An 18,201-nucleotide genomic window follows, 5' to 3' on the forward strand; every position below is an offset into this window, starting at 1 on the left:
AAAAAGCTTTATCCAAGAGTATACAGTCTGAAAACAGATTATTTTTAGAGAAAATACCTGACCTTATTTCAAAATAGGTTATTCGTTCGATAAAATAGATTAAATATTGAGCTATGAATTATTCAGGAAGAAAAAACAACTCGTTCAAAAGAAAAATCAAGAGAACTTTTCCCTCCAAGACTCATCTTCCTCTCTAAACCAGTCGACCTATCGACTTGAATAGATTCGACCAAATCGAAAGAGTTTCTCCATCCCTATTCCAAAGTCGAAAAGTCTTTCTTTCGTCTTTTTCTCTTCTCTCAAACAAGCAATTGACACTTTTTTCACAATCCAATTTTCTTTTTACTTTTTTCAATTTTTCTTATACAATAGATAAAGCTTGTTTCATTTCAAACCCTCTATCTATCAAAACAAACTGTAAAAAGTCTTTTAAAAAACCACAACAAATAGTATTTTCGAAATTCACAAACACAATATATAGTATTTTCTAATTGACTTTCTCCTAAATTCCATTATACTATTCTTATATTAAAAACATGGAATTGAACTGGAGGAATGACACATGAATATTAAATTATTCTCAAAAAACAACTGCATGCAATGCAAAATGGCGAAACGCTTTTTATCAGATAACAATATCAACTTTGAAGAAATCAACATTGACAACGAACCAAGTGCAGTCGATTTCTTAAGAGAGCAAGGCTTCCAAAGCGTGCCAGTAATCACGTCTGATGCAACGACTGTTGTTGGATTTCGTCCAGATCAGCTTCGTCAATTAGCTAGCTAATATTTTTGTTCATAATTACAAAAGTATATGTAGGATTTGTCCGTCACCTGTGACTAACAAGTCCTTCTTTTTTTATGACACTTGCGTAATAAATAGTGTCGGTAGTCAAAAATCTAGAGATAAGGTTGTGTACACGTATGAGTTTAAAAGCATTGAAAGACGTGAGTTATTTCAAGTTGAACAATGAGATCAACCGTCCAGTCAATGGACAGATCCCTTTGCATAAAGACAAAGAAGCACTTGATGCCTTCTTTAAAGAAAATGTAGAACCAAATACCCAAACATTTGCTTCGGCTAACGAAAAAGTTGAATTTTTGATCAATAACGACTATTTGGAAGAGGCCTTCATCCGCAAATACAGTCCAGAATTTCTTGAAAAACTTTATGAATTCTTGGATGAGCAAAATTTTACTTTCAAATCATTTATGGCGGCCTATAAATTTTATTCTCAGTACGCGCTTAAAACCAATGATGGTACATCCTATTTGGAAAGCTACGAAGACCGTGTTGCCTTTAACGCCTTGTACTTTGCAAATGGCGACGAGGAATTGGCACTTTCTTTGGCCAATGAGATGATTCATCAACGTTACCAGCCAGCGACGCCTTCTTTCTTAAATGCCGGAAGAAAACGACGCGGTGAATTGGTTTCTTGTTTCTTGATCCAGTTGACAGATGACATGAATTCTATTGGTCGCGGCATCAATTCTGCGCTCCAATTGTCACGTATCGGCGGGGGGGTCGGAATTACCTTGTCTAACTTACGCGAGGCTAGTGCGCCGATCAAAGGCTACGAAGGGGCAGCCAGCGGTGTGATGCCTGTCATGAAATTGTTTGAAGATAGCTTCAGCTACTCCAATCAGCTAGGTCAGCGTCAAGGTGCAGGTGTGGTTTATCTGAATGTATTCCATCCGGACATCATCAGCTTCCTATCTGCAAAAAAAGAAAACGCTGATGAAAAAATTCGCGTCAAGACCCTTTCTTTAGGTGTCATCGTTCCTGATAAATTTTATGAATTGACCCGCAAAAATGAAGACATGTACCTATTTAGTCCCTACAGTGTAGAAAAAGAATATGGTGTGCCCTTCTCTTATGTGGACATCACCAAGGAATACGACAACTTGATCGCAAATCCAAACATTCGGAAAACAAAGATTCGTGCTCGTGACTTGGAAAATGAAATTTCTAAGCTACAACAGGAATCAGGTTATCCATATATTATCAATATTGATACAGCTAACCGTTCCAACCCTGTTGACGGAAAAATCATCATGAGTAATTTGTGCTCAGAGATCTTACAGGTCCAAGAGCCTTCTCTTTTGAACGGCAAACAAGAGTACGAAGAATTGGGTACAGATATCAGCTGTAATCTAGGCTCAACAAATATCGTCAATTTGATGGAAAGTCCTGACTTTGGAAAATCTGTACGTACCATGACACGCGCCTTGACTTATGTCACAGATGCTTCAGATATCGACGTGGTTCCTTCTATTCAAAATGGTAACAAATTGAACCACACGATTGGTCTGGGTGCCATGGGTCTGCATACTTATTTTGCAAAAAATCAGATGGAATATGGTTCTCCTGAGTCGATCGAATTCACAGATATCTATTTCATGCTACTGAACTACTGGACACTGATGGAAAGTAACCACATCGCAAAAGAACGTGGTGAAGTCTTCCATAACTTTGAAAAATCTGACTATGCCAACGGCCGCTATTTTGAGTTTTACATCCAAGCGGATTATCAGCCAAAATCAGAAAAAATCACTGCCTTGTTTGAAGGTATTACTATTCCGACAGGCGCAGACTGGCAAGCATTGGCAGAGGCAGTTAAGACAGATGGTCTCTACCATCAAAACCGTCTGGCTGTGGCTCCAAACGGCTCGATTTCTTATATCAACGACACAAGTGCCAGCCTACACCCGATCACTCGTCTGATCGAAGAGCGTCAAGAAAAGAAAATCGGTAAAATTTATTACCCGGCAGCACATTTGTCTAATGATACGATCGGCTATTACAAATCAGCCTATGATATGGACATGCGCAAAGTCATCGATATTTACGCGACCGCTCAAAAACATATTGATCAAGGAATGAGCATGACTCTGTTCATGCGTTCAGATATTCCTGAAGGTTTGTATGAATGGAAAGAAACAACTAAACAAACGACTCGTGATCTAAATATTTTACGTCACTATGCCTTCCACAAAGGCATCAAATCGATTTACTATGTACGTACCTTTACGGACGATGCAGAAGAAATCGGCAGCAACCAATGTGAAAGCTGCGTTATTTAATCGAAAAATCAAGAGGAGGCCTTTTTCATGGCATACAGCTATTACAAAGCAATAAACTGGAATGAAATCGAGGATGTCATCGACAAATCCACCTGGGAAAAACTAACGGAACAATTCTGGTTAGATACACGTATTCCTCTATCCAATGATTTAGACGATTGGCGTGGTCTTTCCGACAAAGAAAAAGAAATGATCGGTCATGTATTTGGTGGTTTGACTCTTTTAGATACGATCCAATCAGAAAGTGGCATGGATCAATTGAAAAAAGATGTTCGCACGACACATGAAGAAGCGGTATTAAATAACATTCAATTCATGGAATCGGTCCATGCAAAAAGCTATTCTTCTATTTTTAGCACGTTGAATACCAAAGCGGAGATCGAAGAAATTTTTGAATGGACCAACACCAATGAATTCTTGCAGAAAAAAGCAGAAGTCATCAATGAGATCTATAAGAATGGCACAGCTCTACAAAAGAAAGTTGCCAGTGTTTATTTGGAAACCTTCCTGTTCTATTCAGGTTTCTACACACCACTTTACTATTTAGGAAACAACAAGCTGCCTAACGTGGCAGAGATCATCAAGCTGATCATCCGTGACGAATCCGTTCACGGGACATACATTGGTTATAAATTCCAATTAGGCTTCAATCAGTTGCCAGAAAACGAACAGCAGGAATTGAAAGACTGGATGTATGAATTGTTGTATGAGCTTTATGAAAATGAAGAAAAGTATACCGAACAGTTATATGATGAGATCGGTTGGACAGAGGAAGTCAAAACTTTCCTACGCTACAATGCGAATAAAGCATTGATGAATCTAGGACATGACCCACTCTTCCCTGATACTGCCAATGACGTCAACCCAATCGTCATGAACGGAATCTCTACTGGAACCAGCAACCATGACTTCTTCTCCCAAGTCGGAAACGGTTATTTATTAGGAACTGTTGAAGCAATGAAGGATGACGATTATTTGATTGGTTTAGACTAAACCAGCAACTCACTGAACGCGATCACGTTCAGTGAGTTTTTTTATTTAATTTAACAATTTTGTTCGTTTCTTTTCACATGATTCGATAGTTGTCGCCCTGTTTTTTCTCTACACTACGAAGTGTCATCTTCAGAAGAAAAAGAGTTCTTCCCCAAAAGAAAAAATAACAAACACGTTGTCTATCTTTTTCTTTTTGAAGCTGTCTTAGTGTGATCGTATCTTCCCCATTCAACTTAAAAGAACGAGATTTTTTCTCGTTTTTTTATTTGCTTATCACTTTGTTGAGCAAATAAAAAGTGCCTGTTTTTTCATTTGTTTTAAAAATTGCGAAAAAAATGCTTTACTTCTGGAAATAGTTATAGTAAATTGTAAGCGTTGAGTAAAAAAGCAAAAAAATTTTTAAGAAAGGAGCATGACTCATGTACAACGTAAAAAAGTTTTCTTTAATCCAATTGAATCATCAGACTCCTTTCGCGGTGACGGCTTTGTTATAACGTCAGTTTTTTTGTAAACTGAATTTATTTCTTGTTAGTTTATTATGTAATGACAGCCTATAGATTGTGGAAATGTTTGATTCTGCGATGTATAGGCTTTTTTGTGCGCTTTTTTACCAAAAAAGCAGAAATTATTTCTGTTTATGAAAGTGAGGAATTTATTGATTATGTTAAAAACGTTTTGGTCTTATATCAAGAAACATCCCTTTGTCTATAGTTTAGCGACTCTTTTTGCGATCCTATCTTCAGGATTGACCTTGGTTCCAAACTATATCATTCAACAATTTGTCGATGGGATCGTCGGCCAAACTTTGGATCACGGATCGCTTTGGCAATTATTGATTGCTTTTCTAGTCAGTATTCTACTGATTTATCTGGTTGACGTTTCCTGGGTATTGGCATTGTTCAGCCAGTCTTATCGTTACCAGTCAGAACTCCGGAGCCAAGTTTACCGAAAATTGCTGAATCTACGAACGCCCTTCTACGAACGCTTTCGTTCAGGCGATCTAATGACTCGGATGACCAGTGACATCGATTATCTGGGAGATACGATCGGTTACGGTTTTATGTTGATCGTATCTAATGTGACGTGGACCGTCAGTATTTTTGCGATCATGATGTTGACGATTTCCTGGAAAGTTTCGATCGTCAGTGTCCTGCCGCTCTTTCTGTTCGGTTATATCGTTTTTCGTTTATGGAAAAAAGTCGATGTTCTTTATGAGGGGAATCGCGATGCAGTAGCCAAGTTAAGTAACGAGGTGCTTGAAGTGGTCGATGGCGTACGTGTCATGCGTGCATATGGAAAAAAAGAACTGGAACAGTCTCGTTTTCAAACACGTACCAGCGAAGTCCTACAAAAGGCCAATAATTTAGTCCTTTACAATGGTGCTGTCAATCAAACAGCTAAACTGTTGACTGGTTTAAGTACAGCGATCGGTTTGACTTACAGTGGTTATCTGATCAGTCAGGGACAAATGACGATCGGCGAATTGATCACCCTGCAAATCTATTTGGGAATGCTTAGTGGAGCGATCTGGGGACTTTCAGACATCGTGTTGGTCTATCAACAAGGAAATGTCTCCTTCCGCAAAATCGAAGAACTGCTGCAAGCAGACGACCAGATGGAAAAAGATGGCTCACAGACGATTGAAAAGATCGAAGAGATTGACTTTCAACGCTATGTCTTTCAATATCCAAGCAGCGATGACTCTACGCTCAAAGGCATTGATTTCCAACTAAAACGTGGACAAACTTTGGGGATCGTCGGCAAAACAGGAAGTGGAAAAACAACCTTGATCCGACAACTTTTACGCCAGTATCCAGTCAGTCCAACCGGAACGATCACTATCAATGGACAACAGATCCATAATTATCAAATCGCTCAACTAGAAGGCTTGATCGGCTATGTTCCACAAGAGCATATTCTGTTTTCAAAAACCGTCGGACACAATATTCGCTTCGGTAATGCTCAGGCAACAGTAGCAGAAATGGAAACTGCCATCGATTCTGCGGATTTCGCCAAGGATCTTGCCCGCATGACAGAAGGTCTGGAAACACTGATCGGTGAAAAAGGTGTCTCCATCTCTGGAGGACAAAAACAAAGAGTCTCGATCGCTCGTGCCTTGATCCGGCAACCAGATCTACTGATCCTAGACGATTCATTGTCCGCCGTCGATGCCAAAACCGAACGGGCGATCATCGAAAATATCCAACAACTGCGCAACGACAAGACCAATATCATCATCACTCACCGTTTATCTGCGGTTGCTCAAGCAGATCAAGTTTTGGTGATGGAAGCCGGCAAAATCGTTGAAGCAGGAACACCACAAGAATTGCTAGCTGCTAAAGGCTGGTATTATCAACAATATATGAATCAACAAATGGAGGTGAACCCACTTGAAAACATTTAATCGACTGCTCCGTTATTTTCGTCATGAACCAACAACCTTTCTTTTTGGTGTGTTACTTTCAATGCTTTCAGCAGGAACATCGATCTATGCGCCAATGATCGGAAAAGAATTGATCGACTATGTCTCAGAGCAGATTGCTACACAGCAGCCGGTCATGTTGGAGCTTCTGATCCAAAAATTTGGCTTCTTTATGCTCGTGACACTTTTTAGTTCCTTGAGTGGTTATTTTAGTTATATCTTACTGGCTTATGCATCCAATCGCGTCAGCAAAGTGATGCGTGACGAAGCCCACGAACATATGCAAAAGCTGCCTGTTTCCTACTTTGATGACAAACCTGCCGGAAAAATCTCGGCACGAATCGTCAATGATACCGAATTATTGCGGACAAACTTCTTTATGACCGTCAGTAATATGGTCTTGATCAACCTCCTGACCGTCATCGCGATCTATATCGCCCTATTCTTAGTCAGCCGCACGATTGGCCTGGCACTCTTGGGCTTGTTGCCCTTCTTCGCTGTTTGGCAATACCTTTATATCCGACTGGCCACACCGATCAATAAAAAATGGCGGGAAGCCGTTAGTGACTTGAACAGTCAGACAGCAGAAATCGTCCAAGGAGTCTCGATCGTGCAACTGTTTCATCGTCAGGAAAGCATGAGCGAAGAATTTGAAGAAATCAATCAGACTTGGCTAGATACACGCTTGAAATCAATTCGTCTGGACGGCATCTTGTCTTGGGATTTTTCCTCGCTGATCAAGAATCTTGTGACTTTTGGCGTATTGATGGCTCTTGGTACACAATTTGTAGATGGAATCCTTGGTTACTCGATCGGGATCGTTTATGTGATCATCAACTATGTAACGCGCTTGTTTGATCCAATCCTGATGCTAGTCCGCTTGATGTCCCAGCTACAGCAAGCCATAACTGCCGGTCAGCGTGTCTTCGAACTCTTAGATCAACCTGTTGAAGAAGATAGTTCAAACATTCTTCCTTTAACAGCCGGACATGTTCAATTCGATCAGGTGACCTTTGGCTATCGTCCTGAGCAACCGGTGTTAAAAACCATTGATTTCACTGCCAAAAAAGGAGAAACCATTGGATTGGTCGGTCATACTGGCTCTGGTAAAAGCTCAATCATCAATCTTTTGTTCCGCTTCTACGATCCTCAACAAGGCGAAGTCCGTATCGATGGCCATCCGCTTTCAAAATACAACCGTGAAAGTATTCGCGAACACATGGGAATCGTTTTGCAGGAACCTTATCTTTTCAGTGGAACGATCTCCAGCAATATCAGTATGAACGATCCGAAGATTACAGATGAAATCATTCTGGATGCGATCGAAAAAGTCGGCGGAAAAGATCTGATCGCCAAACTGCCTTTAGGAATCCACGAACCCGTTGTTGAAAAAGGACAGTCGCTATCTTCTGGAGAACGACAGCTGATCGCTTTTGCCCGCACACTGGCAAGTGATCCGGCGATCTTGATTTTAGATGAAGCGACGTCTCATATCGATACACAGACCGAAGAGATCATTCAGCATGCTATGGATGTCGTCAAGGAAGGCAGAACAACGTTTATCGTTGCTCATCGCCTGTCTACGATCCAAAATGCAGACCAGATCCTTGTATTAGATAGCGGCGTGATCAAAGAATGCGGCACTCATCAGGAACTATTGGATCGTAACGGGCAGTACGCCGAAATGTATCGCCTACAAGCCAAAGTCTCTGAAAATAGTGAAGTAGCCTAATCCTTGTACAGTCTGCAAAAAAATCTTATACTTAAAGAAGCACCTGTTGGAAGAAGTTGTCTTGCTAGTAAAAGGAGCAGATTTCTATGGAAAAAAATTATTTAAGTGTCTTTTTTATTGTAGGGCTTGTTTTTCTGATTATTGGTTTCAGTGGACGACAAACGACTTTTTGGATTTTAGGTTTTTCCTTTCTTGCGATCGGCTTGTCTTCACTCGGGAGCAATAAGAAAAAGAACAATAAGAAAGAGTAACTGTACAGGAACTATGACATAAGAACAGACAAGAAAAAAATATCCGAACAAATTAGAAGGACGTTCACCAAGTCTCGGTGAACTTGCGACGAGGACCATTGGGATCGTCGAAGCAAGCTTCTATTTGTTCGGATATTTTACTGTTAAACGACTGCTGTCATAGTTCCTTTACTAGTTTTTCTTGAAAAAAATCTGTGGCAAAGGCTTGGAACTCCTTGGCTATTTGAGTCTGGTATCTTTGCTTCACCCAAGAAAGCCAAATCGCACGCTGACAAACAGGGGCTTTTATCTGCAACAATGGCGGCAACTTTCGATGATTGCTCTCTGTCCAGGAATGTGGCACGAAAGTCACACCGAAGCCAGCAGATACCAACTGAATGATAAAATCAAAGCTTTCGATCTCAAAAGCGATATCTGGCGTGAAGCCAGCTTCATAGCAGAAAAGTTTGACCATTTCTCCAAATGCATAATCAGAAGTCACACTGATGAAAGGCTCCTCTGCCACTTCACTTAGATGGACGGTTTTTCTGTCTGCCAAAGGATGATCAGGCGGAACAGCCAAATAGATTTCTTCGGTCAATAGCGGCTGACTAGCAATCTCAGGATGGGTTGTCGGCAGATAAAAATCCCTAAATCAATTTCTCCATCCAGCAGCTTGGCTTCCAACATTGGTTGACGAGTAATGTGAGCAATCTTAAAGCGTCTCTTCGCATGTTGTAAAAAGAAAGTTTGAAACAAGTCCTGTAAAAATCTGGAAGAGGAGGCACCTATCGTCACACTGTTTTCTTCCTCTTCCACTAAGTGATTCAAATGATATTTGCTGTATTCTATTTCCCGAAAGATCTTTTCTACAGATTCTAAAAACAGCTTCCCAAAACGATTCAACTGAATTCTCTTTCTGACCCGATCAAACAATTTAACTCCCAAATCTTCTTCCAAATCTGCAATTGACTTACTTAACGAAGGCTGTGCGATATGCAATTCTTTCGCTGCTTGACTCATATTTTCCAAATGGGTGACTGTTTGAAAATAGCGTAATTGACGTAATTCCATTTCCCCTCTCCTTATAGCCAAAAAGAATGAATATATGACTTATTATATATTTCATATTATAAACAAAAACCCGTATAATGAAAACAATTCAGAAATTTTTTTGAAATTTACAAACAAGGAGGAGTTTCGTTGAAAAAAACAAAACTTTGGTCAAAAGATTTTCTTACTGTGTCCCTCATCAACTTTCTGATCTATCTGGTATATTATCTACTGATGATCATTATTGCTGAATTTGCAATGGATTCATTGGATGCTACACCTGGTCAAGCAGGTAGTGCTGTAGGGATTTTTATCTTGGGTGCTTTGATCGCTCGGATCGTGACAGGTAGCATTATTGAAAAAATCGGATACAAGAAAATGTTGTTTATTGGTTTAGGCATTTATTTTATTTCTTCTTTCTTCTATTATATTGCAGGAAATTTAAGTTTGCTATTATTGGTTCGATTGATTCATGGGATCGGATTCGGTTCCGTATCCGTCGTAACAAGCACAGTCGTTGTACAGCTTATTCCATTTGAATGTCGTGGGGAAGGGATTGGTTACTATTCTTTAAGTACCACTTTAGCTTCTGCTATCGGTCCGATGTTGGGGATGTTTCTTGTTCGCCAATTGTCCTTTCAGACGATCATCACATTGAGTATCTTTTTATTGGTACTTGGTATGATCGGTGTTCTACTAGGGATTGGATATTCAAGTATCGTCAGCTTTTTGACCTCTTACACAAAAGAAATCGATCTAATTACTGCAGGTAGCTTCTTCTTTATTGTCTACTCTATCGCTATTTTATTTTCTCGTCCGCTTGCTGGTCGTTTGATGGATGACAAGGGAGAAAATTTCGTCATGTACCCTACCTTTATCTCTTTTATATTGGATTGTTTTTAATGGGGATTGCTAGCAATGGTTTCATTCTACTATTATCCGCTGTGTTCATTGGTGCCGGATTTGGTACCTTCATTTCCAGTGGACAAACCATTGCTGTCAAAGTAGCACCTCCACATCGGATTGGATTAGCAACTTCGACTTTCTTGGCAGTCGTTGATGCCGGTGTTGGGATTGGCCCTTCTATTCTAGGTGCATTGGTTCCTCTGATCCATTATCAAGGCGTCTATATCAGTATGGCTGTTTTAACATTGATCGCTGGATTCCTTTATTTTGTTTTTAATAAGAAGATTTTGGATAAAGCCTAGTTTAAAAACCTGATGAAATTATACGTTTCATCAGGTTTTTTTGAGCTTTATTCTACTTTTTATTTACAGCAAGGACTTCTTCCACCAACTCGTCGATTAACGGATCTTGCAAATAATTTGAAATAGCCACAATTCGGATCTCTGGATTCGCTTTCCTCATTCGCTCTGCCAGATCTTTATGCACAACAACAATCTCACTATCAACTGGTACTTCTTCAATTCGGTAGTTTTTGATTTCAACATTATCTACACCGAGCTTTTGTAATTTACGTTTGAATGTCGTTGCTCCCATTGCACTCGATCCCATCCCTGCATCACACGCGTAAGAGATTTTAGTGAATTTCGTTGTATTCAGCAGATTTTTCCCTTCTGCTTTCATTTGTTTACTTTTTTCTAGATTCTCTTCAAAGCTGTCTTCTTCATCCTTAGTTTTGTCTGTTTTTAAGATCAGCATCGTGACTAAGAAAGAGACGATCGTCGCTACTAATACTCCAGCAATGACTCCAACAAAGTTGCCTCGTGGTGTCAATGCCAAGTAGGCAAAGATCGATCCTGGACTTGGACCAGCAACTAAACCTGCACCAAATAATTGGAAGGTTACGATTCCAGCCATGCCCCCAGCGATCATTGAAAGAATCGTCAAAGGTTTCATCAGCACATAAGGAAAGTACATTTCATGGATCCCACCAAAGAAATGGATAATAATTGCACCCGGTGCTGTTCGCTTCGCTGCTTTTTGGCCAAAGAACGTGTAGGCTAACAATAATCCTAGTCCAGGACCAGGGTTAGAAGCAACCATAAAATAAATCGATTTTCCCACATCCAGTGTTTGCTGCATTCCCAAAGGATAGTAAATCCCTTGGTCGATCACATTGTTCAGAAACAAGACCTTTGCAGGTTCATTGATCAGCGAAAGTAATGGCAGAAATCCAGTAGCTACCAACGCTTCAACAGCATTCGTCACACCCATGTTTAATCCCTGAATGACTGGACCGATCAATCGATAAGCAACAAGCATCAATACAAAGCCAACGATTCCAATAGAAAAATTATTAACAACCATTTCAAAACCAGCAGGAATCTTATCTTCTAAAAACTTGTCTGTTTTTTTCATCAACCAGCCACCCAAAGGACCAATGATCATAGCTCCCAAAAACATTGGGATGTCTGCACCAATAATAACCCCCATTGTTCCGATTGCTCCTAGCACAGCCCCGCGATTCCCACCAACCATACGTCCGCCAGTGTAAGCAAGTAACAATGGCAGTAAATAAGTAATCGTTGGACTGACTAATTCATTAAATGACTCATTTGGAATCCATCCTGTTGGAATAAATAATGCAGTAACGATCCCCCAGGCAATAAAAGCACCGATATTAGGCAATACCATATTTGTTAGAAACCCACCAAATGCTTGCACTTTTGCTCTTAGTGATACTTTTTCATTTGCTTGTTTATCCAATTTTTCTCCTCCTATTCATTTGACACTATCTCTAATACTTCTGCTTCGGATGTTGCATTTTTTAATGCGCTTACTTTTTCTTCATCTGTAAGAATCTCTCCTAAATCTGCCAATAAATCCAAATGTCCATCATTTGTTTCTGCAGATAGAACAAAGAATAAATATACCGGTGTATCTTTTGGGAAGAGTACCGCTTTGTCAACTTTTAAAAAACTGATTCCTGTTTTCAATGCACCAAATTCATGTCGTGCATGTGGCATGGCAATTTCTGGAAGAATGATGATATAATTGCCGTTTTCGATCACATTATCGATCATTGCATCAATATATCGAGGTTCGATCACTTGGTTCTCAAGTAAAGGCTGAGCAGCCAGTCGAATTGCTTCCTGCCAAGAACTAACTTCTGTTTTAAATTGTGTCTTTCCTTTTAATACATCACCAATCATTTTCAATCCTCCGTAAAAATCGTTTTCTTATCGACTTTCGCTTTTTCTGCAATTTCTGAAATTTCCTGAGCGATATTCTCGGAAATATCCGAGATCTCTTGGATTGCTTGTTTGAATCCTACTTTTTTGATAAGTTGCTGAAGTCTGACTGCTTCTTCATCCTCCTGATTAGCATAAAGATATCCCGCAGCAATGATCTTTTTTCCAGCTTGATTTTTCAAACCTAATTCTTCTAGTTTCATCACAGGAGCTATCAGACGATCCTGACGATTCAATTTGCGGAGCGGAGAGCGCCCCACACGATGAACATCATCTGAAATTACTGGATTTCCATGTCGCTTCAAAGTATTTTGAATAAATGTTTCTAATTCGTCATCTTTCATATCATATTCACTTAAAAAATATGCTTCATTTTCCTGCATGAATTTTAAGACTAACTGTTTACACGACTCATCTCGAATGGTTTCCTGTACCGTCATATATCCTAATAATGCACCTAAATACGCAAAGGCTGCATGTTCCGCATTGACGATAAATAGTTTTCTTTCAATAAATGGCGTCATATCAGTAACTAATTTTACTTTTTTTAATTCAAAAGCTGTCTGAGGGTCTATTGCATTAGCATCTATCACCCATTCGAAATAGGGTTCAACAACTGCAATTTGTTTGCCATTATCTTCTTTTAACAATGCCTGACGATCAATTGCTGTATTGACAAAATAAGTAATCGAAAGAATCCGCTCCCATTCTTCTTTTGAACAAATCGAATGGATTTCTTTTTTCAATAAATCACTAGCACCGATCACATTTTCGTTCGCCAAAAGATTGATCGATCCTTCTTTTTCCGCTCGCAACAGCAGTGCTTTTTTTAACACAGGTGCCAAGTAGGTCAAGTTCTGTGCACCTACAGAAGTAGTGATCAGATCAGCTTCCACTAAAGATTCGATCACCTGCTCTTCTTCTCGAATACTGTGGAGAGCCTGAACTTGATCAATAACAATCCGCGTTTGCTTCTCGTTCAATAATTCGACCACATAGCCTTTATCTTCATTAATTTGCTGAATGATTTGATCATTTGTATCTACAAAAGTGATTTCAAATCCATTGTCATGGAGCACATTTCCTATAAATCCTCTGCCGATATTTCCTGCACCAAAATGAACTGCTTTCATTTTTATCACCTACTCTAAATTGGCATGGAAGCGCCATAATCCATGCATGTCGATTTCATTTTCTTCAATCATCATTAACGCGATTGTATCTCCAAGTAACAACAAAGATTGTTCAAACAAACTCGTCATTGGCTGTACAGAGCTTACTTCATTTTCTAAATTCAACTTCGTTTGTACAGGAATGCGAACGAAATAGTCTGCGTATTCTTTCATTGAACTATTTGGGTTCGAACCAATATGAGCGACCTTAGCATCAAATTGTTTTGCCTTTCTCGCAATGGCTAATGGAAAAGCACTTTCTCCACTACCAGAACCTACGATCAGCAAGTCGTTCTCTGTGATCGCTGGCTCTGTGATCTGACCGACAACAACCGTTGACACACCCAAATGGGCCAGTCTTTTAGCAATTCCTTCCAATGAAAGCAACACTCTTCCCACACCGACAAAGAACACTTTTTCTGCCTGACTGATCGCGTGAGCCACCTGCAATACTTGTTCTTCAGAGATTCCATTCATTGTTTCTGATATTTCTGTAACGATTTTTTTCTGTATTTGTTTAAATTCCATTTCTTCTTCCTCCTTCCTATTGATTGACTGCTGCAACGATTTCGTCCAGCTGTTTTTTATTTTCCTGCAAGCTATTTCCTTTGATGAACAGGCTTGTACTTCCTAATACAAGGTTTTCCGCACCCGCTTCAATCAACCGAGGAATCGCTTCCAATGACACCCGACCATCTACTTGAATCTCTACATCTAGTCCTTGCTCATCAATCATTTGCTTCAATCGCTTGATCTTTTCTACAGCATAAGGGATTTGTTTTTCATTTTTATCAGTTGCAAAACCTGGGTTGATCAACATCAGACAAACCATGTCGACTTGCGGCAAAATAAATTCCAATACAGACAATGAAGTGGCTGGATTTAATGCGATTCCTACTTTTGCTCCAGAGTTTTTAATTAAATTGATATAACGATCTACATGTAAGCTAGTTTCGTAATGAAAAGTAATGCTGTCCATATTCATCTGGCTGATCTCTTTAACAAAATATTCATTATCGACTGACATAACATGAACATCCAAATGCATGTCTGTTACTTCTCTGATTCGTTTAACTGTCTCTAGACCTAAAGGCATGCTAGGACTAAAACTACTGTCAATCACATCGATATGAAGTGAGTCTGCTTTGATGGCTTCAATTTCTCGTATGCTTTTTTCTAAATTTACTAAATCACCACACATGATAGATGGTGAGTAAACAACTTTTTTCATAATGGAACCTCCTCTGCTTTATGACCACATGATAAATCCTAAACAAGCAATTGTCAACACTAACGATTAATTTAATTACTTGTTTTTGCGTGTTTTGTGCAAAATAATTTAAAAATTTTTGTAAAAAAGGCATTTATAGGCATTTAATCAGGTGGAAAACTGCAGAGTTCTTCTAATTAGGGGAGTATTTATGCTGACTACATGTCATTGTCTCAATTAAAATGCTATAATAAAGCATATATGTAAACATTTTCTCGAGGTGATTTCGATGATAAAAGCTGAACGACAACAATTGATATTAGAAATTTTAGATAAGGAAAAAAAAGTTATTGCAACAGACTTAACGGCACGTTTAAATGTTTCTGAAGATACTATCCGAAGAGACCTGCGAGAATTAGATAGCAAAGGCTTGCTTAGAAGAGTACATAGCGGGGCCTTAAGACTGGGACCGCCCGTCGTAGATTTTCAGCAGCGTAGCAGTGAAAATCTGGACTTAAAAAATGAATTGGCGCAAAAAGCTTTGCCTTTATTAAGAGAAGACACAGTGATTTTAATAGATGGAAGCACAAGTAATCTCCATCTTGTCCAAAATATTCCATTAAACTTTAGAGCAACGATCATTACCAATAGTCCACCGATTGCTACTGCACTGGCTTATCACAATAACATTGAAGTCATCTCACTAGGTGGTATTTTGTATAAACAATCAATGGTCAATTTAGGCATTGATACTGTTCAAAGTCTGGATTTGATGAAAGTAGATTTGTACATCATGGGGATCTACAATATCGACCCACAAATTGGTTTAAGTGTCCCTACCATGCCAGAAGCACAGGTGAAACGGAAAATGGTAGAAGTCTCTACGGAGGTTTTAGGCTTGGTTAGCTCCAATAAATTTGGAACAGTCTCCAATCAAGTCGTTTGTCCAACAGATACTCTCACTTATATCGTTACAGACAAAATCGACAAAAATGTTCTTGCTGCTTATACAGCAAAAAAAATCACAATCGTTTAAATGACTAATGTCAACTGAAAAAAGACTGTAGTTTTCCTCTTCTGAAGAGAACTACAGTCTTTTATTTCGTTTTTTTTATGTCTACTAAATCCATTGTCTTCCCGATCCATAAACGTTCAGTTCCTAGTAATCTCTTGGATGATTTCAAGATTTTTCTTTAAATTTTTGAACGAATTAGAATATATAAAAATGACTGTCACAACTAAAAATGTTTCAGACAGTCATTTTATGTTTATTACTCATTAATAAATTTAATCGTCTCACCAATTTGAATATCTGGGAAGATCTCCGGTTCTGCGAGGATTGCTCCAGGTAAAATTTCATTTTCACCCGTTCTAAAGTAGATAGAGATATGTCCTAGCTCTTCAAAGTTTTGGTTCGCTGCATCTCCGACTTGAGTGACCGTATATGTTTGTCCACCCATTTCGATTTTAGTTCCAGCTTTGAGCACATTTTCAGGTTGCTCCTCAAATTCGTGGATAACGCAAATAGATTTCAGCTCTTCTGTTGCTTCTGGTCCAAATAGAATCATCAACATTTCTTCCTCAAAAGCGGAAACCAATTCTCCAATTTCCTGAACTTTACTTTTTAACAAAAAATCTCCTCCTTCTTTTTACACCAGAAATAACTCATGTTCAACTTAAAAACAGTCATGTTATCTCTTTTGTTATTATAATATATCACTTAATCAATTATAACAACTAATAAAATAACAAATATTTTACATATGGATTGGTAATCCTAGACCGATCTCGGTCGCATCCATGATCGTTTCCGATAAGGTCGGATGTCCGTGGATCGTCAAGGCAATGTCCTCCAAGGTCAAATACGATTCGATCGCCAAGGTGATTTCTGCGATCAGGTCACTGGCACCTATACCGACGATCTGGCCGCCTAGAAGGAGTTCGGTCTCTTCTTCAAAGACCAAACGAACAAAGCCTTCTGTGGCATTTAACGATAAGGCACGACCATTGGCCTGTAAAGGAAAAGTCGCCGTTTTGGCTTGTTTGCCAGCGGCTTTGGCTTCCGCCAGGGTTTGACCCACACTGGCGATCTCGGGATCTGTGAAACAGATCGCTGGGATCCCCCGGTAGTCTTTGGCCACGTTCTTACCACTGATGACTTCTGCCGCAACCTTGGCTTCGTAGCTGGCTTTATGTGCCAAAGCGGGGCCTTCGACGATGTCGCCGATCGCATAGATGTGCTTTTGCTTGGTCTGGTACTGGTCATTGACCGGGATCAAGCCTCGGGGGTCAACTGAAATACCGGCTTTCTCTAGACCTAGATCCGTGGTATTGGCCTTCCGGCCCACCGTGACCATCACATAGTCGGCGGTCACCTGCGTCTCTTTGCCCTTGACTGCATAGGTAACGGTCACTTGCTGGCCATCATCCTTGGCTGCTTTAGCTAGCGCATTCGTAACGACTTGAATCCCTTTTTTCTTAAAGGAGGTTTCCACAACCTGGACCAAGTCTTTTTCATAGGTCGGCAACAGTTGGGGCGAACCCTCCAGAATGGTGACTTCAGCTCCTAAGTTGGCATAGGCGCCTCCTAATTCGGAACCGATCACTCCACCACCGATGATCACCAGCTTCTTTGGCACTTCCTTCAAGGACAGTCCGCCGGTAGAATCGATCACGCGACCGCCAAAGGCAAAGCCAGGGATCTCGATTGGCTGACTGCCAGTGGCGATGATCGCTTGTTGGAAATCGATCGTCTCTGCCCCTGTTTGGGTTTGCACGGCGAGCTGTTTCGCCGAAGTAAAACGTGCTCGCCCTTCGACGATCTGAACCTTGTTTTTTTGTAACAACATCCGAATCCCTGAAGTTAAGGTACGGACGACGGTTTCGTCCTTCCACTTTTGAGTCGCGGTAAAATCTAACGTTGTCTGGGCGTTTTTTATCCCTAAATAACTGGCATGCAAGGACTCTTGATAGGTATGTCCGGCATGGATCAAGGCCTTCGACGGGATACAGCCCACATTCAGACAGACACCGCCGATGTGCTTGCCTTCCACGATCGTGACTTTTTGTCCTAGCTGGGCGGCACGGATCGCTGCCACATAGCCTCCCGGTCCGGAACCGATTACTACTGTTTCTGTTTTCTTTGTCATC

The 18,201-nt window shown here is 40.0% G+C and carries 18 protein-coding genes; 9 read left to right on the forward strand and 9 right to left on the reverse strand.

Annotated features, from left to right (window positions below; translation table 11 throughout):
* Positions 1–562 precede the first annotated feature (562 nt).
* From nrdH to ACWODM_RS14105, 6 genes are all read left to right on the forward strand, one after another.
* Positions 563–787, forward strand: a complete 225-nt coding sequence (nrdH, locus tag ACWODM_RS14080) for a glutaredoxin-like protein NrdH (RefSeq protein WP_455321984.1) — start codon at positions 563–565, stop codon at positions 785–787.
* A 137-nt stretch (positions 788–924) separates the two neighbouring features.
* A complete protein-coding gene (gene nrdE / locus ACWODM_RS14085) occupies positions 925–3,084 on the forward strand; it encodes a class 1b ribonucleoside-diphosphate reductase subunit alpha (RefSeq protein ID WP_455321985.1) in 2,160 nt (719 codons plus the stop codon).
* Between the two features lie 27 nt (positions 3,085–3,111).
* Entirely contained in the window at positions 3,112–4,077 is a 966-nt protein-coding gene (gene nrdF, locus ACWODM_RS14090; protein WP_455321986.1) for a class 1b ribonucleoside-diphosphate reductase subunit beta, read from the forward strand.
* Positions 4,078–4,738: 661 nt separating this feature from the next.
* The gene (locus tag ACWODM_RS14095; protein WP_455321987.1) at positions 4,739–6,481 is read left to right on the forward strand and encodes an ABC transporter ATP-binding protein; all 1,743 of its coding nucleotides are present in this window, start codon (positions 4,739–4,741) and stop codon (positions 6,479–6,481) included.
* On the forward strand, positions 6,468–8,231 hold the full coding sequence (locus ACWODM_RS14100) for an ABC transporter ATP-binding protein (protein ID WP_455321988.1): 1,764 nt from the start codon (positions 6,468–6,470) through the stop codon (positions 8,229–8,231). Before ACWODM_RS14095 ends, ACWODM_RS14100 begins: the two co-directional genes overlap by 14 nt.
* An 86-nt stretch (positions 8,232–8,317) precedes the next feature.
* Positions 8,318–8,482: a hypothetical protein gene (locus ACWODM_RS14105; protein WP_455321989.1), complete on the forward strand. Its 165-nt coding sequence runs from the start codon at positions 8,318–8,320 to the stop codon at positions 8,480–8,482.
* A 157-nt stretch (positions 8,483–8,639) separates the two neighbouring features.
* Here ACWODM_RS14105 and ACWODM_RS14110 read toward each other — a convergent pair whose 3' ends face one another.
* Positions 8,640–9,062 carry a LysR family transcriptional regulator substrate-binding protein gene (locus ACWODM_RS14110; protein ID WP_455321990.1) on the reverse strand — a complete coding sequence of 141 codons (423 nt, stop codon included), beginning with the start codon at positions 9,060–9,062 and terminating at the stop codon, positions 8,640–8,642.
* Positions 9,059–9,535: a LysR family transcriptional regulator gene (locus ACWODM_RS14115; protein WP_455321991.1), complete on the reverse strand. Its 477-nt coding sequence runs from the start codon at positions 9,533–9,535 to the stop codon at positions 9,059–9,061. The genes ACWODM_RS14110 and ACWODM_RS14115 overlap by 4 nt, the downstream gene beginning before the upstream one ends.
* A 129-nt stretch (positions 9,536–9,664) precedes the next feature.
* Here ACWODM_RS14115 and ACWODM_RS14120 point away from each other — a divergent pair, with 129 nt between their 5' ends.
* Together ACWODM_RS14120 and ACWODM_RS14125 are read left to right on the forward strand one after the other, a co-directional pair.
* Complete coding sequence (locus tag ACWODM_RS14120) at positions 9,665–10,417, forward strand: MFS transporter (RefSeq protein WP_455321992.1); 753 nt, start codon at positions 9,665–9,667, stop codon at positions 10,415–10,417.
* Positions 10,417–10,722 carry an MFS transporter gene (locus ACWODM_RS14125; protein ID WP_455321993.1) on the forward strand — a complete coding sequence of 102 codons (306 nt, stop codon included), beginning with the start codon at positions 10,417–10,419 and terminating at the stop codon, positions 10,720–10,722. Before ACWODM_RS14120 ends, ACWODM_RS14125 begins: the two co-directional genes overlap by 1 nt.
* Before the next feature lie 52 nt (positions 10,723–10,774).
* Here ACWODM_RS14125 and ACWODM_RS14130 read toward each other — a convergent pair whose 3' ends face one another.
* The 5 genes from ACWODM_RS14130 to ACWODM_RS14150 are packed head-to-tail and all read right to left on the reverse strand — an operon-like array spanning position 10,775 to position 15,072.
* Complete coding sequence (locus tag ACWODM_RS14130; RefSeq protein ID WP_455321994.1) at positions 10,775–12,184, reverse strand: PTS mannitol transporter subunit IICB; 1,410 nt, start codon at positions 12,182–12,184, stop codon at positions 10,775–10,777.
* 11 nt (positions 12,185–12,195) lie between these two features.
* Positions 12,196–12,630 (reverse strand): PTS sugar transporter subunit IIA, encoded by a 435-nt coding sequence (locus ACWODM_RS14135; RefSeq protein WP_455321995.1) that lies wholly within the window; start codon positions 12,628–12,630, stop codon positions 12,196–12,198.
* A 2-nt stretch (positions 12,631–12,632) separates the two neighbouring features.
* A complete protein-coding gene (locus ACWODM_RS14140; protein ID WP_455321996.1) occupies positions 12,633–13,802 on the reverse strand; it encodes a mannitol-1-phosphate 5-dehydrogenase in 1,170 nt (389 codons plus the stop codon).
* Positions 13,803–13,811: 9 nt separating this feature from the next.
* Complete coding sequence (gene hxlB, locus ACWODM_RS14145) at positions 13,812–14,369, reverse strand: 6-phospho-3-hexuloisomerase (protein WP_455321997.1); 558 nt, start codon at positions 14,367–14,369, stop codon at positions 13,812–13,814.
* Between the two features lie 16 nt (positions 14,370–14,385).
* On the reverse strand, positions 14,386–15,072 hold the full coding sequence (locus tag ACWODM_RS14150; protein WP_455321998.1) for a ribulose-phosphate 3-epimerase: 687 nt from the start codon (positions 15,070–15,072) through the stop codon (positions 14,386–14,388).
* A gap of 268 nt (positions 15,073–15,340) precedes the next feature.
* Between ACWODM_RS14150 and ACWODM_RS14155 the strand changes: the two genes are divergently transcribed.
* On the forward strand, positions 15,341–16,087 hold the full coding sequence (locus ACWODM_RS14155) for a DeoR/GlpR family DNA-binding transcription regulator (RefSeq protein ID WP_455321999.1): 747 nt from the start codon (positions 15,341–15,343) through the stop codon (positions 16,085–16,087).
* A gap of 235 nt (positions 16,088–16,322) precedes the next feature.
* Here ACWODM_RS14155 and ACWODM_RS14160 read toward each other — a convergent pair whose 3' ends face one another.
* Positions 16,323–16,682: a PTS glucitol/sorbitol transporter subunit IIA gene (locus ACWODM_RS14160; protein ID WP_455322000.1), complete on the reverse strand. Its 360-nt coding sequence runs from the start codon at positions 16,680–16,682 to the stop codon at positions 16,323–16,325.
* A gap of 126 nt (positions 16,683–16,808) precedes the next feature.
* Positions 16,809–18,200 (reverse strand): dihydrolipoyl dehydrogenase, encoded by a 1,392-nt coding sequence (gene lpdA / locus ACWODM_RS14165; protein WP_455322001.1) that lies wholly within the window; start codon positions 18,198–18,200, stop codon positions 16,809–16,811.
* Position 18,201 lies beyond the last annotated feature (1 nt).

Source organism: Enterococcus olivae, assembly GCF_053760925.1.

What these genes read in the sequence shown, in the direction of transcription:
- nrdH (WP_455321984.1), top strand. Translation starts at nt 563, where the DNA reads ATGAATATTAAATTATTCTCAAAAAACAACTGCATGCAATGCAAAATG.
- nrdE (WP_455321985.1), top strand. Translation starts at nt 925, where the DNA reads ATGAGTTTAAAAGCATTGAAAGACGTGAGTTATTTCAAGTTGAACAAT.
- nrdF (WP_455321986.1), top strand. Translation starts at nt 3,112, where the DNA reads ATGGCATACAGCTATTACAAAGCAATAAACTGGAATGAAATCGAGGAT.
- ACWODM_RS14095 (WP_455321987.1), top strand. Translation starts at nt 4,739, where the DNA reads ATGTTAAAAACGTTTTGGTCTTATATCAAGAAACATCCCTTTGTCTAT.
- ACWODM_RS14105 (WP_455321989.1), top strand. Translation starts at nt 8,318, where the DNA reads ATGGAAAAAAATTATTTAAGTGTCTTTTTTATTGTAGGGCTTGTTTTT.
- ACWODM_RS14115 (WP_455321991.1), bottom strand. Translation starts at nt 9,535, where the DNA reads ATGGAATTACGTCAATTACGCTATTTTCAAACAGTCACCCATTTGGAA.
- ACWODM_RS14125 (WP_455321993.1), top strand. Translation starts at nt 10,417, where the DNA reads ATGGGGATTGCTAGCAATGGTTTCATTCTACTATTATCCGCTGTGTTC.
- ACWODM_RS14135 (WP_455321995.1), bottom strand. Translation starts at nt 12,630, where the DNA reads ATGATTGGTGATGTATTAAAAGGAAAGACACAATTTAAAACAGAAGTT.
- ACWODM_RS14140 (WP_455321996.1), bottom strand. Translation starts at nt 13,802, where the DNA reads ATGAAAGCAGTTCATTTTGGTGCAGGAAATATCGGCAGAGGATTTATA.
- hxlB (WP_455321997.1), bottom strand. Translation starts at nt 14,369, where the DNA reads ATGGAATTTAAACAAATACAGAAAAAAATCGTTACAGAAATATCAGAA.
- ACWODM_RS14150 (WP_455321998.1), bottom strand. Translation starts at nt 15,072, where the DNA reads ATGAAAAAAGTTGTTTACTCACCATCTATCATGTGTGGTGATTTAGTA.
- ACWODM_RS14155 (WP_455321999.1), top strand. Translation starts at nt 15,341, where the DNA reads ATGATAAAAGCTGAACGACAACAATTGATATTAGAAATTTTAGATAAG.
- lpdA (WP_455322001.1), bottom strand. Translation starts at nt 18,200, where the DNA reads ATGACAAAGAAAACAGAAACAGTAGTAATCGGTTCCGGACCGGGAGGC.